Consider the following 13,876-nt stretch of genomic DNA (forward strand, 5'->3'; position numbering starts at 1 on the left):
TTCATCTTTATACATTTTCTCAAGGAGAAACGACATGGCTGCAAAGGACGTCAAGTTCGACACCGATGCCCGCAACCGCATGCTGTCAGGTGTGAACATCCTGGCCGATGCTGTTAAAGTGACCCTGGGCCCCAAAGGCCGCAACGTGGTCCTGGACAAATCTTTCGGCGCACCGCGCATCACCAAAGACGGTGTTTCGGTTGCCAAGGAAATCGAACTGGAAGACAAGTTCGAAAACATGGGCGCGCAGATGGTGAAAGAAGTCGCCAGCCGCACCAACGACGAAGCCGGTGACGGCACAACTACCGCGACCGTTCTGGCGCAGGCCATCGTCAAAGAAGGCCTGAAGCAGGTTGCAGCGGGCTTGAACCCGATGGACCTGAAGCGTGGCATCGACCTGGCAACCGCCAAGGTTGTTGAAGGCATCAAATCGGCTTCGCGCGAAGTTAAAGACTCGGCAGAAGTTGCTCAGGTTGGCACCATCTCGGCCAACGGCGAAGCTGAAATTGGCAGCCAGATCGCAGACGCGATGCAGAAGGTTGGCAACGAAGGTGTCATCACCGTCGAAGAAAACAAAGGTCTGGAAACCGAGACCGATGTTGTTGAAGGTATGCAGTTCGACCGTGGCTACCTGTCGCCTTACTTCGTCACCAACGCAGACAAGATGATCGCAGAGCTCGACGACTGCATGATCCTGCTGCACGAAAAGAAACTGTCCTCGCTGCAGCCGATGGTTCCGCTGCTGGAGCAGGTGATCCAGTCGCAAAAGCCGCTGCTGATCATTGCTGAGGACGTTGAAGGCGAAGCGCTGGCAACTCTGGTTGTTAACAAACTGCGCGGCGGCCTGAAAATTGCTGCTGTCAAAGCACCGGGCTTCGGCGATCGCCGTAAAGCCATGCTGCAGGACATCGCGATCCTGACCGGTGGTCAGGTCATCAGCGAAGATCTGGGCATGAAGCTCGAGTCCGTCACCATGGACATGCTGGGCACTGCCAAGAAGATTGAAATCACCAAAGACGAAACCACCATCGTTGACGGTGCAGGCGAGAAAGCCGAGATCGTAGCACGTGTTGCTCAGATCCGCACTCAGATCGAAGAAACCACCAGCGACTACGACCGTGAGAAGCTGCAAGAACGCGTTGCCAAACTGGCAGGCGGTGTTGCTGTTATCCGCGTCGGCGGCATGACCGAAGTGGAAGTGAAAGAGCGTAAGGACCGTGTGGACGATGCTCTGAACGCAACGCGCGCTGCCGTTCAGGAAGGCGTTGTTGTGGGTGGCGGTGTTGCGCTGGTTCAGGCCGGTAAAGCACTGGAATCTCTGACAGGTGCAAACGCCGATCAGGACGCTGGCATCAACATCGTTCGTAAGGCAATCGAAGCGCCGTTGCGCCAGATCGCCGAGAACGCAGGCGTTGATGGTGCGGTGGTTGCGGGCAAAGTTCGCGAAAGCGACGACGCAGCATTCGGCTTCAACGCTCAGACCGAAGAATATGGCGACATGTTCTCATTCGGCGTGATCGACCCTGCGAAAGTTGTCCGTACCGCTCTGGAAGATGCGGCATCGGTTGCTGGCCTGTTGGTCACCACCGAAGCAATGGTTGCCGACAAACCCGCCAAAGAAGGCGCGGCACCCGGCGGCGGCATGCCCGACATGGGCGGCATGGGCGGCATGATGTAAGCTGCTTAGGCCTTAGTGCTTATCGACGGGGTCGCCTTCGGGCGGCCCTGTTTCGTTTTGAATAGCCGCTTTGCGGCTATGCCTCCGGCGGAGGTATTTTTGAACAGAAGAAGCTGTGGGCGTGTTTGCAGGAATGTGAGTGTGCAAACCTGACAGAAGCAGGTATGCGGTTGGGATGAAGTTGCTTTTGCTCACAGCCCTGACCATGTGCGCCTTTGCTGCGAATTCGATCCTGAACCGGCTGGCGATTGACAGCGGTGCCAGCGATCCTGCCAGCTTTGCGGTTGTGCGCGTGCTGGCGGGCGCGGTGGTTCTGAGCCTGTTGGTGTGGGCGCGTAAGACTTCAATGCCGCTGCGTTCGGGTCGGCGAGTTCTGGGGGCAGGGTCCCTGTCTTTGTACATGATCGGGTTTTCGGTGGCCTATCTGACGTTGGATGCGGGTCTTGGAGCGCTGATCCTGTTCGGGGTTGTTCAGATATCCATGTTTGCGATCGGCGCATTAACTGGGACAACACCTACAGGCCGGCAAATCGCAGGTGCAGCGGTCGCTTTGGCTGGGTTGGCTTTTGTGCTGTGGCCGACTGAGGCGGTTCAGGTCGACGCCTCGGGGGCGGCGCTGATGGTCGCGGCTGGTTTTGGTTGGGCGATTTATTCTTTGGTCGGGCGGTCCGAACCGGACGCCTTGGCCGGGACAGCGGCCAATTTTGTTATCGCGCTTCCCGTAACGGCGTTGGCGCTGGTTTTCATGGGCGGAGATTGGCAGATCGATGCAACGGGATGTGTGCTGGCCATATTGTCTGGCGGGGTCACGTCGGGTTTGGGATATGCGCTTTGGTATCGGGTCTTGCCGCAACTCGCGCCCTCGGTTGCCGCGGTGGTTCAGTTGAGTGTGCCCGTGATCGCGATTGTCGGCGGCGTGGTCCTGTTGGGTGAAGTTGCAGGCGCGCGGCTGTTGGCCGGGGCAGCTTTGGTACTGGGTGGCATTGCCCTGGCCGTTCTGCGCCGGACCCAAGGGTAGGTCTTCCCTCAGACCCTCATTGGCATTATTGGGCGGTCATGAGAATTCTGTTTGCCCTCATTTTCCTGTGCCTGCCTGCGGCGGCCAGCGCCAAATGTGTCATCCTGTTGCATGGGCTGGCGCGAACCGAGGCGTCGTTCTCGGTGATGGAGCAGTTGTTCAAGGCGCATGGCTACACCGTCATACGCCCTGGCTATCCGTCGACAGATATGGGCATTCCCGAACTGGCTGAACAGACACTGCCCGATGCGGTTGCAGCCTGTGGCGAAGATATAGCTAACGTTGTCGCGCATTCCATGGGCGGTATCTTGTTGCGGTATTGGCTTCAGGATAACAGGCCTGAAAACCTTGGCCGCGTCGTCATGTTAGGCCCGCCTAATCAAGGCAGCCAACTTGTTGATGAGCTCAGCGCTTGGGAAGTGTTTGGTTATCTGAACGGACCCGCCGGATTGCAGCTTGGCACTGGATCTGAAGGCATCCCAAGGAAGCTGCCTGCGGTGGATTTCGAACTGGGCGTGATCGCGGGCGAGAATTCTTTGAATCCGGTGTTTTCTTCACTGATCGATGGGCGGGACGATGGTAAGGTTTCGGTCCGAACCACCAAGGTGGATGGCATGGCGGATCATATCGTTCTGCCGGTGACGCACACGTTCATGATGAACAATCCGCGCGTGATGGCACAGGCCCTGCATTTCATCGAGTTCGGCCAATTTGATCCGCAGATCACTTGGCTGGATGGGGTCACTGACATCATTGACGAGATTTGCATCGGGCAGGATTGCTCTGAACCAGAGTCGGAGCCAACCAGATGACAACGCTGGAGCTGACGCTGTGCAACGCTGAAGTTCTGTTGCCGAGCGTAGGGCTGACACAGGAGCCCGTAGCAATAGCTGACGGGCAGGTGCAGGCCTCAAGCGCTGGGCGTCAGATTGACCTGACCGGTTATATGGTTCTTCCGGGAATCATCGACCTACATGGTGACGGTTTCGAACGTCACATCGCCCCGCGCCGGGGGGCCATGAAGCAAATGAAAGAAGGCATTTTGTTGGTCGAGGCAGAGTTGGCGGCAAATGGGATCACAACCGGAGTACTGGCGCAATTCTATAGCTGGGAAGGCGGCGTGCGCGGTCCCGATTTTGCTGCGCAGGTCTTTGACGCGATTGCTGCGGTTAAGAACAGCACTGTCACCGACTTGATCCCTCAGCTAAGGTTCGAAACCCATATGCTGGACGACTATGGGGACCTGGTTGCGCGGATCAGAGACTGGCAGGTTCCTTACGTGGTCTTTAATGACCACCTGCCGCATGATCGCCTTGCACAGGGTAAAAAACCGCCGCGTCTGACTGGGCAAGCGCTGAAAGCGGGACGTAATCCAGACGCTCATTTCCAGATGCTGCTTGATATGCATGCCCGCCGGGCAGAAGTCCCCGCTGCGATCGAAGCGCTGTGTGAGCAGCTTGTGGGGATGAACATACGCCTCGGCAGTCACGATGATGCAACCGCAGATGCCCGAGCCTGGTGGCGGGATCGTGGCATTCACATCTCTGAATTCCCCGAAACACTTGAGGCGGCTGAGGCTGCGCGTTCAGCAGGCGATCACATTATTCTCGGCTCACCCAATGTGGTCCGGGGCGGGTCACACAAAGGAAATGCCAGCGCGGTTGAACTGATTGCCATGGGTCTGTGTGACGCTTTGGCGTCTGACTATCACTACCCCAGCCCGCGCCGTGCGGCGTTGATGCTTGCCAAAAGCGGCGTCCTGGATTTGGCTGCCGCCTGGGATTTGATCTCCTCCGGCCCCGCGCGTGTTCTGGGCCTAAACGACCGTGGCACGTTAGAGCCAGGCAAACGCGCTGACCTTGTCATTCTGGATCGAAAGACCCATCGCGTGGCCGCCACGCTGGCCGGAGGGCGCATCAGTTACATGTCCGGAGACATCGCGGCCCGGTTCATCTCTTAAACCCGGCCCCCTTCTCTTGTTCACAAATACCTCCGCCGGAGGCATCACGCGCCAGCGTGATTTCTATTCGCGCGCGATCCGGTTGAAATGTCCCATCTTCCGGCCTGCCTTCACTTCGGCCTTACCGTAGAGGTGCAGGGCGACGTCCCGTTCCTGAGCCAGCTCAAGTACGCGGTCCATATCGGTACCGATCAGGTTCTCCATCACCACATCCGAATGCCGCTGCCCATCACCTAAGGGCCAGCCAGCCACAGCGCGGATATGTTGTTCAAACTGATCGACGACGCAACCATTCTGCGTCCAATGGCCCGAGTTATGAACGCGCGGCGCGATCTCATTCACGATCAAACCCTTGGGCGTCACAAACAGCTCGACCCCCATTACTCCAACATAGTCGAGCGCATTCAGGATATTGGCGGCCAGCAGGATCGCATCTGTGCGCTGCGCCGGACGTAGGCGGGCAGGTACTGTGGTCGTGTGCAGGATGCCGTCCCGATGCACGTTCTCGCCCGGATCGAAACAGGCGACCTGACCGTCCAGCCCGCGCGCGGCAATAATTGACACCTCATGGCTGAAATCAACGAACCCTTCCAGGATCGAGGGCGCGCCGTTCATGTCCGCCAACGCGGCGCTGGCATCCTCGGGCATGCGCAGCCGCGCCTGGCCTTTCCCATCATAGCCGAAACGACGGGTTTTTAGGATGGCCGGGGTTCCGATTTGCTCAATTGAGGCCTCAAGGCTGCTCAGATCTAATACATCCGCAAAAGGCGCCGTGTTCAGGCCCAGCTCCTGCAAGAACCGCTTTTCTGTCAGTCGATCCTGACTGACGCGCAAGGCTTCGCGCCCGGGGCGAATGGGGCGATGCGCTTCCAGAATATCCAGCGCCTCGGTCGGTATGTTTTCGAATTCATAGGTGATGACATCAACCGAATCTGCAAAGGCCTTTAGCGCCTCGGCGTCGTCATACGCCGCCGTTGTTATGCGATCTGCCACCTGACCGGCAGGTGGGTTCGCGCCGGGCTCATAGATGTGGCTGACAAAGCCCAGTCGCGCCGCCGCGACTGAAAGCATGCGGCCCAACTGACCACCGCCCAGAATTCCAATCGTTGCACCGGGGGCCAGCATCTGTGTCATCATCAGGTCTCCAACCGTTTGCCAATCGCGGCCAGGGCGGCGTTCAGCGCGTCATGTGCCTTGCCCGACTGTAACGTATCGGTCATCTGCAGGCTCAGCGTTCCATCTGTGGCCAGCGCATCGCGCTCGGCCGCAAGTCGCCCTGCTTTGCCCTTTTCCATCGCGGAAAGAAAGCCCGAGATCAGCTGGGTGGTATAAAATTCGGCACCGTCTGAGTTTCCGGTTTGACCGGACAACCAGCCTGCTCCCGTCGCCATCAAATCCAGCATCCCCGGCACCATGGCGCAGATTGCGAAATGGGCGTTCAGCGCCGTCTCATCCGCGACTTTGATCACGGGGTTCTCTGGCTCGAACAGATTGGCCAATAGGCGATCATTGCCCAGGGCGGCCAAGGGGCAACCACCAGTTGCCAGAAAGCCTAGCGGGATGGTTTGTACGAAATCCGACGCAGGCGCACAGAGCTCTGCCAATTGATCTGTCGAAACGGCGGCCATCACAGAAACAATCTGTTGATCCGCGCGAAAGGTCAGAGGCGTCAGAATGTCAGCGGCCACCTGTGGGCGCAGACACAAAAACACGATGTCTGAGGCGTCGAGCACAGATTGGATATCCGCAACTGTCACACCCAATTCTGATTTGAGTTGTGCAGATACTTCGGCATTGCGTTCGGTGACCCAGATGTCATGACCTTTGGCCGCCAGAAAGCGCACCATCGGTGCCGCGATGTGGCCAGTTCCGACAAAGCCGACCCGCCTCATCCTTCGGGTTCTTCTGCGATAGAGGCTGACAAAGCCACGCGCCATGCATCCAGCCGCTGGGCCAAAGCGTCATCCTGAAGTGCCAGAATACTAGCGGCCATCAGCCCTGCATTTGCACCACCGGCCGATCCGATGGCCATGGTGGCAACCGGGAAACCTTTGGGCATCTGCACAATGGAATACAGCGAATCAACACCTGACAGAGCACGGGTCTGAACAGGAACGCCAATCACCGGCACCCGCGTTTTCGATGCCATCATACCCGGTAGGTGCGCCGCGCCGCCTGCGCCAGCGATAATCACGTTCAAGCCACGTTCGACAGCGGATTTGCCATAGTCCCAGAGGCGGTCCGGTGTGCGGTGGGCCGACACGATGCGCTTTTCATAGGCGACACCCAATTCGTCCAGAATATCTGCGGCTTCCTTCATCGTGGGCCAGTCCGACTGGCTGCCCATGATGATCCCGACTTTGACGTTACCCATCCGCTTGATCCCCGCCTTGTTCGCAGAGCGCGAACTATATCCAAATCCGCCTTGGTGGCAATGCGTTAGGCCGATATCAGGCGATGATGTCCGGGGTCAGACGATCTTCGATCAATCGGATGATATCCTTAAGGCGCAGCTTTTCCTTTTTCAGCCGGCGCAGGGTCAGCTGATCTGCGGTCCCGCGGTCATGCAGTGCTTCGATGGCCTCATCCAGATCACGGTGCTGTCGTCGGAAAACCTCAAGCTCAACCCGCAATACGTCATCGGTTTTCATCGAAAGATCGGTGGGCGCGTTCATTGGCGACTCGAGCTGGTTGTGGTGCTTACCCAACAAGATAGTGTGTCAGACGTTATCACGCCAGACCTTGTGGACATCCTGGTTTCTTCCCATATTCTATGGTGCGCGGTTGCCAGAACGGGGCCGCACCACACGTCGCTTTGGCAATAAAGGACGAGAAAACGTGTCAAAACTTACTCTTGGCTCATACCCGCATCTATTGGGGTTCGAGCAGTTGGAACGCCTTCTGGAACGGTCTGCAAAGGCCGGTAATGAAGGCTACCCGCCCTATAACATCGAACAGACGTCGGATTTTTCGTACCGGATTACTCTGGCTGTGGCCGGGTTTGCCGAAGAAGACTTGTCGATCACCATCGAGGATCGCCAACTGGTGATCCGGGGCCGTCAACGCGACGACAGCGAGGGGCGCATCTTCCTGCACCGTGGCATCGCGGCGCGTCAGTTTCAGCGCATGTTTGTGCTGGCCGACGGGGTCGAGGTGGGCGAGGCGATCATGGAGAACGGTCTGCTGCATGTGGATCTAACCCGCGCCGTGCCGGAAACCGTGGTGCAGACAATCAACATACGAAAGGGGTAAGAGCAATGAATACACCGATTGAAATCAACACCGAAGGCGACCGTATCGTTTATGTCAAAACGGTCGAGGTTGCCGATCTGCCAAGCGATCTGCAGGATCAGGCGGGTGATCTGGATCAGCTTTATGCCGTGCATGATTCCGATGGTCAGCAGCTGGCACTTGTGGCTGACCGCAAGCTGGCCTTTGTGTTGGCACGACAGCATGATCTGTCACCGGTCGCTGTTCACTGAGGGGGCCCTTTAAGCCTGATTTGGGCGTGACAATCCCAATGACACACGCGAAGGTTTGAGACCGGCGGACCCTGCCGGATTTGTCCTGTGTTCGGAGGCCGCGCGATGAGCTGGTTTGACTTTGATTGGGTGGATGCCTTCAGTGACCGCGCCTTTGGCGGCAATGGCTGCGCCGTTGTCCATGATGGCGCAGCGCTGCCAGCCGATGTTTGCATGGCCTATGTCCGCGAGACCTCGCTGGTGGAGTGCACATTCACCGGGCCGTCCAAATTTGCAGATATTCATGTGCGGTACTTTCTGGCCAGTCGCGAGATCCCCTTTGCCGGTCATCCAACAATCGCGACGGTTGCCGCAATGCGGTCGCGGGGATTGATCTCGGGCGATTCTCTGACACTTGAAACAGGTGCGGGGCTTGTGGCGATCAAGTTGAATGGCGACGAGATTGAGATGACGCAGGTTGCGCCAGAGTTCGGCGCATATGTGCCTGCTGACCTTGTCGCTTCGACAATCCAACTGCCGGAAGATGCCATCATCTCACCGCCTCAGTTTGTATCGACCGGGTTGCCCTTTTGCATAACGGTTCTGCGTGATCATGAGGCGCTGCGCGCAGCACGACTTGATGTAGAGCCGTTGCGTGAGGTTGCCGCCGCTGCCGGGTTCTCCGGTTCGGACATGGCCGAGCCTTTTCTGGTGACCTTGAAAGGCGCAACGGTCAAGGGCGATACGTTCTCGCGTCTTTTGCTGGCCCCGCCCAGCCCGCCCGAGGACCCGTTTACGGGATCAGCGACTGGCGCGATGGCTGCATATCTTTGGAAACACGGATTGATGCCAAAGGACAGTTTCATCGCGGAGCAGGGTCACGACATGGGCCGTCCTGGTCAGGCGACGGTGACCCGCGTTGGGCCATCTGAGGCGATGACCGGGATCAAGGTCGCAGGGCGTGGTCATGTGCTGATGCGCGGACAGGTGGATTTGCCTGATCAGATGTAAGCGCATGTGGGGTTAAGCCAAAAGAAAAGCCCCCGTTTTGGCGGGGGCTTTCTGTATTCTGGTATTTTACCCGGCGATCAGGCCCATGCTTTCCAGCTTTAGCAGAACCTGATGGGCGCAATTATCGACCTCGACATTCTCGGTCTCGACACTTAGTTCAGGGTTTTGGGGAACGTCATAGGGGTCCGATATCCCAGTGAACTCCTTGATCTTGCCTTCACGCGCCAGCTTATAGAGCCCCTTACGGTCGCGGCGTTCGCATTCCTCAATGCTGGTCGCCACATGGACCTCGCAGAAGGCGCCGAACTGCTCGATCTCCTCGCGCACGGCACGGCGCGTGGTTGCATACGGCGCGATCGGGGCGCAGATGGCGATGCCACCGTTCTTGGTGATCTCAGACGCAACATACCCGATGCGGCGGATGTTCAGGTCGCGGTGTTCTTTCGAGAAACCCAGTTCCGAAGACAGGTTCTTCCGCACGATGTCACCATCCAGCAGCGTTACCGGACGTCCGCCCATCTCCATCAGCTTGACCATAAGGGCGTTTGCGATGGTGGATTTACCTGAGCCTGAGAAACCGGTGAAGAACACGGTAAATCCCTGCTGGCTGCGCGGCGGTTTGGTCTTGCGCAGTTCCTTCACAACTTCGGGGAAGCTGAACCATTCTGGGATTTCCAGACCCTCAGACAGACGGCGGCGCAGTTCGGTGCCTGAAATGTTCAGGATCGTGACATTATCCTTGTCGAGGATTTCGTCATTCGGTTCGTACTGGGCGCGTTCCTGCACATAGACCATATGTTTGAAGTCGACCATTTCGACGCCGATTTCATCCTGGTGCTTACGGAACAGGTCCTGCGCGTCATAGGGGCCGTAGAAATCATCACCCGCCGAATTCTTACCCGGCCCGGCATGATCGCGTCCGACGATGAAGTGGGTGCAGCCGTGGTTGGCACGGATCAGGCCGTGCCACACCGCCTCACGCGGGCCTGCCATGCGCATGGCGAGGTTCAGCAAGCTCATCGAGGTGGTCGAGGCCGGGTACTTGTCCAGCACAGCCTCATAGCAGCGCACGCGGGTAAAGTGATCGACGTCGCCCGGTTTGGTCATGCCGACAACCGGATGGATCAGCAGGTTGGCCTGCGCTTCCTTGGCGGCGCGAAAGGTAAGTTCCTGATGCGCGCGGTGCAGTGGGTTGCGTGTCTGGAAGGCGACGATGCGGCGCCAGCCCAACTTGCGGAAGTAGGCGCGCAGTTCATTCGGTGTATCCCGACGGGCGCGGAAATCATAGTGCACCGGCTGCTGGATGCCGACGACGGGACCGCCCAGATAGACCTTGCCAGCCACGTTGTGCAGGTAGTTAACCGCAGGGTGTGCATCATCATCGGCACCAAAGACCTTTTCGGCCTCACGCGACTTGTCCGGTGTCCACCGGTCGGTCACAGTCATGGTGCCAAGGATCACGCCTTCCTGATCGCGCAGGGCGATATCCTGGCCCAGCTCAATCCCTTCGGCAAAGTCTTCATTGACGTCCAGCGTGATGGGCATGGGCCACAGGGTGCCATCGGCCAAGCGCATGTTTTCGACGACATTGTCATAATCGGCTTCGCTCAGGAAACCCTTGAGCGGATTGAACCCGCCATTCATCAACAATTCCAGATCGCAGATCTGGCGCGGGCTCAGGTCCCAGCTTGTCAGATCGGCGGCTTCAACTTTTAACTTCTGGGCCGAGTCATACGATACATACAGTTCGGGGATCGGAGCCAGATTACTTAACATCGTCATCAGAATACTCTTGTCACAGTGGAAAATTTGCCGGTGATTCTCGGCCGTTTCGGGGCGGATTTGCCCCGACTCTTACCCGAAGTCCACCACCGGTCACCAAACAAAGGACGATATGCGCTGATTTCCCCGGAATTGGAAGGATTTTCCGGTACACAATTTCAAAGGCGACTGAGGTTCTGTTTCTGTAACGCGATCCAATCAGGCAGAGGATGCCTGTTCTTCCTTGGCCGCCGTGCTGCGCAGTTCGGCGGCACGTGCGACAGGCAGTGCGGGAACCGGTTCGGTCACGCCGCGCAGTTGGAACAATCGGATTTGCTCGAGATTGATTGTTACTTCTGCTGCTTGCAACAATTCCTCTGATACCAGCAGTTCGGCCCCAAGTGCTTTGGTCTCGCTTTCAAGGCGGCTGGCGACATTGACAGCATCTCCGATAATCGTCTGCGAAGCGTGCCCGGCGGCACCGATCTCGCCCAGTACCAGATCCCCCAGATGCAGACCCATTCCAATGCGAATGCCCGGGCTGCCTTCGGTTGCGAGGCGTTGGTTGAAACCATCCAGCGCAAGGCTGATCTCGATCGCAGCGTTGAGCCCTGATTTGGCGGATGCAGCCGCGTCGGCTTTGTTAAACACCGCCAGCAACCCATCGCCCATGTATTTGTCAACCACGCCGCCCGCATCCGTGATGGCCGGAACGATGGCGTCGAAGAACCGGTTCAGTAAAAAGACGATGTCATAGGGCAGCTGCCCGGTGGTGCGCGCTGTGAAACCCCGCATATCCAAAAATAGGACGGCCAGTTGCCGTTCCTGCCCTTGGCTGGCATGCCCCCGGTTCTGCTCGCCATCCGGGCGAAAGACACGGAAGACGGTCAGCGGGTCGGTCGGCCGGATTTGGCAGGCAAGTCGGGTCTGGGGCGAGGCGCTCACCGCAGCCAGGCTGCGGGCCTCGACTTCGCTTGGGGCGTCCAGCCCTTCGCCGCCGTCCTCAACGATGACACGACATGTGGTGCAACGCCCCTTACCGCCACATAGTGCCGTGTGTGGGATGCCGTTGGCTTGAGATATCTCAAGCAATGTCATGCCCTTTTCCGCAACCACATCAGGGCCTTGCGCATAGGTGATCCGCACTGAATGCCTACGGCGCCAAAGCTTGCGGCCCAGAAAGAAGACCCCGCATGCACCGAGCGTGATCAGGAAGCCCAGAACGGCATTGTTCTTCATTGCAAACAGGATGTCGAAGGTTTCAGCTGAGGGCCAGTTATAGTGCTCAACATATTGTTCGCGCAGAAACTCATCCGCGAAATCCACCCAGATGCGCCGGCCTTCGGTTAAGACACCAGCCAACGCAAAGGAGGGCACAAAAACCGCTAAGCCGATCAGGTAGGGAACGGTTTTTGACCACCAACTGGTCAGGCGCAGCCACATATGCAGGCCGATACAGCCATGAATCCAGACGATCAGCAGCAGCAGGCTCTGCATCCAGATGGCTGAGCTGGGCCACATCAGGACGATGATGTAGCCCATCTCATCATTGACGTCGAATACCTCATGCGCGACGCGGGTATGCACGATGTGCGAAATCAATTGCAGCGGGATCAGTAACCCTAGCACAACCTGCAACGCGGAACTGAAAGGCATGCGCAAGGTTCTGCGCTGGATGATCGAGATCACCGCAAGTGCCGCGTGAAGGATCAGCGCAGCGTAGAAGAGCAGGCTGACGACATTGTGCCGGGTGATTGCCTTACGACCTTCCTGCATCCCGTGCAGGTAGTCGGTGTGAAACAGGCCCAGCCCGATATTGATAAAGTGAAAAAACGCAAAAACAAACAGGATCAGGCCGCTGCCAATCCGTAGCTGGGCTGCCCACCCGCCGCGCCAAAGAGCGTTATCCAATTCCAGTACCCGCGAATGCTTCGTTGGGGTCAAGTGTGAGGGCCGGGCTTGCGCGGGTCAAGCAGACCTGTACCGCCGAAGGTAAAAGGGCGGAGGTTTCGATGTGCCCCGAAACCTCTGCGCGCCACTCTATTCCTGTTCGGCCAGAAAACGCTCGGCATCCAGGGCGGCCATGCACCCCATGCCCGCGCTGGTCACGGCCTGGCGGTAGATGTGGTCGGTCAGGTCGCCTGCAGCAAACACGCCTGGAATTGAGGTTTCGGTCGAACCCGGCTTGGTCACCACATAGCCGCCCATGTGTGTTTCCAGTGTGTCTTTGACCAACTCATTGGCGGGTGCGTGGCCGATAGCTACAAACACCCCCTTACAGGGAATCTCAGAGATTTCACCGGTCTGGACATTCTTGACCCGAACGCCTTCAACACCCAATGGCGCATCCGTTCCAACGACTTCTTCCAATTGGTGGAACCAAAGGGGCTCGATCTTTTCGTTTTTGAACAGGCGATCTTGCAGGATTTTCTCGGCGCGCAACTCATCCCGTCGGTGGATCAGGGTCACTTTGCTGGCAAAGTTGGTCAGGAACAAGGCTTCCTCCACAGCAGTATTGCCGCCGCCAATCACGACGATTTCCTGTCCGCGATAGAAGAAACCGTCGCAGGTTGCGCAGGCCGAGACACCAAAGCCTTTGAACTTCTCTTCCGACGGCAGGCCAAGCCATTTGGCGCGGGCGCCTGTGGCCAGAATAACCGCATCCGCAGTATAGATGGTGCCGCTGTCGCCCTTGGCGGTGAAGGGGCGCTTGCTGAGGTCCAGATCGCTGATGATATCGCCGATCACCTCGCACCCCATGGCCTTGGCGTGATCCTGCATACGTACCATCAGATCAGGGCCCTGAACCTCGGTATCGCCGGGCCAGTTCTCGACCTCGGTCGTGGTGGTCAACTGACCACCCGGTTCGATGCCTTGCACCAGAATGGGTTCCAGCATGGCCCGGCTGGCATAAACGCCTGCGGTATATCCTGCGGGTCCCGACCCAATGATCAGAACCTTGGTGTGTCGTGTCTCGGCCATGGTAC

Annotated in this window: 14 protein-coding genes; 7 read left to right on the forward strand and 7 right to left on the reverse strand. The window is 58.0% G+C overall.

The window, feature by feature from the left end:
- Positions 1-34: 34 nt before the first annotated feature.
- From groL to AC2FGE_RS16370, 4 genes are all read left to right on the forward strand, one after another.
- Positions 35-1,678: a chaperonin GroEL gene (groL, locus tag AC2FGE_RS16355; protein ID WP_496820301.1), complete on the forward strand. Its 1,644-nt coding sequence runs from the start codon at positions 35-37 to the stop codon at positions 1,676-1,678.
- 175 nt (positions 1,679-1,853) lie between these two features.
- Positions 1,854-2,696: a DMT family transporter gene (locus tag AC2FGE_RS16360; protein WP_496820302.1), complete on the forward strand. Its 843-nt coding sequence runs from the start codon at positions 1,854-1,856 to the stop codon at positions 2,694-2,696.
- Between the two features lie 38 nt (positions 2,697-2,734).
- Entirely contained in the window at positions 2,735-3,508 is a 774-nt protein-coding gene (locus AC2FGE_RS16365; protein WP_480828011.1) for an alpha/beta fold hydrolase, read from the forward strand.
- Positions 3,505-4,656 carry an alpha-D-ribose 1-methylphosphonate 5-triphosphate diphosphatase gene (locus AC2FGE_RS16370; RefSeq protein WP_496820304.1) on the forward strand — a complete coding sequence of 384 codons (1,152 nt, stop codon included), beginning with the start codon at positions 3,505-3,507 and terminating at the stop codon, positions 4,654-4,656. The genes AC2FGE_RS16365 and AC2FGE_RS16370 overlap by 4 nt, the downstream gene beginning before the upstream one ends.
- Before the next feature lie 63 nt (positions 4,657-4,719).
- Here the strand turns inward: AC2FGE_RS16370 and AC2FGE_RS16375 are convergent, their stop codons facing one another.
- The 4 genes from AC2FGE_RS16375 to AC2FGE_RS16390 all read right to left on the reverse strand — a co-directional run bounded on the left by AC2FGE_RS16375 (position 4,720) and on the right by AC2FGE_RS16390 (position 7,331).
- The gene (locus tag AC2FGE_RS16375) at positions 4,720-5,790 is read right to left on the reverse strand and encodes a 5-(carboxyamino)imidazole ribonucleotide synthase (protein ID WP_496820374.1); all 1,071 of its coding nucleotides are present in this window, start codon (positions 5,788-5,790) and stop codon (positions 4,720-4,722) included.
- Positions 5,791-5,792: 2 nt separating this feature from the next.
- Complete coding sequence (locus tag AC2FGE_RS16380; protein WP_496820305.1) at positions 5,793-6,548, reverse strand: NAD(P)-binding domain-containing protein; 756 nt, start codon at positions 6,546-6,548, stop codon at positions 5,793-5,795.
- Positions 6,545-7,030: a 5-(carboxyamino)imidazole ribonucleotide mutase gene (gene purE, locus AC2FGE_RS16385; protein WP_496820306.1), complete on the reverse strand. Its 486-nt coding sequence runs from the start codon at positions 7,028-7,030 to the stop codon at positions 6,545-6,547. The genes AC2FGE_RS16380 and purE overlap by 4 nt, the downstream gene beginning before the upstream one ends.
- Before the next feature lie 76 nt (positions 7,031-7,106).
- Positions 7,107-7,331: a YdcH family protein gene (locus AC2FGE_RS16390; RefSeq protein WP_170536261.1), complete on the reverse strand. Its 225-nt coding sequence runs from the start codon at positions 7,329-7,331 to the stop codon at positions 7,107-7,109.
- Positions 7,332-7,494: 163 nt separating this feature from the next.
- On the opposite strand from AC2FGE_RS16390, the gene AC2FGE_RS16395 reads away from it, so the two are divergent.
- From AC2FGE_RS16395 to AC2FGE_RS16405, 3 genes are all read left to right on the forward strand, one after another.
- Positions 7,495-7,908: an Hsp20 family protein gene (locus AC2FGE_RS16395; RefSeq protein ID WP_058275530.1), complete on the forward strand. Its 414-nt coding sequence runs from the start codon at positions 7,495-7,497 to the stop codon at positions 7,906-7,908.
- 5 nt (positions 7,909-7,913) lie between these two features.
- Positions 7,914-8,138 (forward strand): DUF1150 family protein, encoded by a 225-nt coding sequence (locus tag AC2FGE_RS16400; protein ID WP_170536263.1) that lies wholly within the window; start codon positions 7,914-7,916, stop codon positions 8,136-8,138.
- A 105-nt stretch (positions 8,139-8,243) separates the two neighbouring features.
- Positions 8,244-9,128, forward strand: coding sequence for a PhzF family phenazine biosynthesis protein (locus AC2FGE_RS16405; RefSeq protein WP_496820307.1), 885 nt, complete (start codon positions 8,244-8,246; stop codon positions 9,126-9,128).
- A 66-nt stretch (positions 9,129-9,194) separates the two neighbouring features.
- Here AC2FGE_RS16405 and AC2FGE_RS16410 read toward each other — a convergent pair whose 3' ends face one another.
- The 3 genes from AC2FGE_RS16410 to trxB all read right to left on the reverse strand — a co-directional run bounded on the left by AC2FGE_RS16410 (position 9,195) and on the right by trxB (position 13,871).
- Positions 9,195-10,910 (reverse strand): bifunctional sulfate adenylyltransferase/adenylylsulfate kinase, encoded by a 1,716-nt coding sequence (locus AC2FGE_RS16410; protein ID WP_496820308.1) that lies wholly within the window; start codon positions 10,908-10,910, stop codon positions 9,195-9,197.
- Positions 10,911-11,108: 198 nt separating this feature from the next.
- Positions 11,109-12,800 carry an adenylate/guanylate cyclase domain-containing protein gene (locus AC2FGE_RS16415; RefSeq protein ID WP_496820309.1) on the reverse strand — a complete coding sequence of 564 codons (1,692 nt, stop codon included), beginning with the start codon at positions 12,798-12,800 and terminating at the stop codon, positions 11,109-11,111.
- A gap of 129 nt (positions 12,801-12,929) precedes the next feature.
- Positions 12,930-13,871, reverse strand: a complete 942-nt coding sequence (trxB, locus tag AC2FGE_RS16420; protein WP_480499646.1) for a thioredoxin-disulfide reductase — start codon at positions 13,869-13,871, stop codon at positions 12,930-12,932.
- Positions 13,872-13,876 lie beyond the last annotated feature (5 nt).

This window comes from Ruegeria sp. YTSA075, assembly GCF_059610245.1.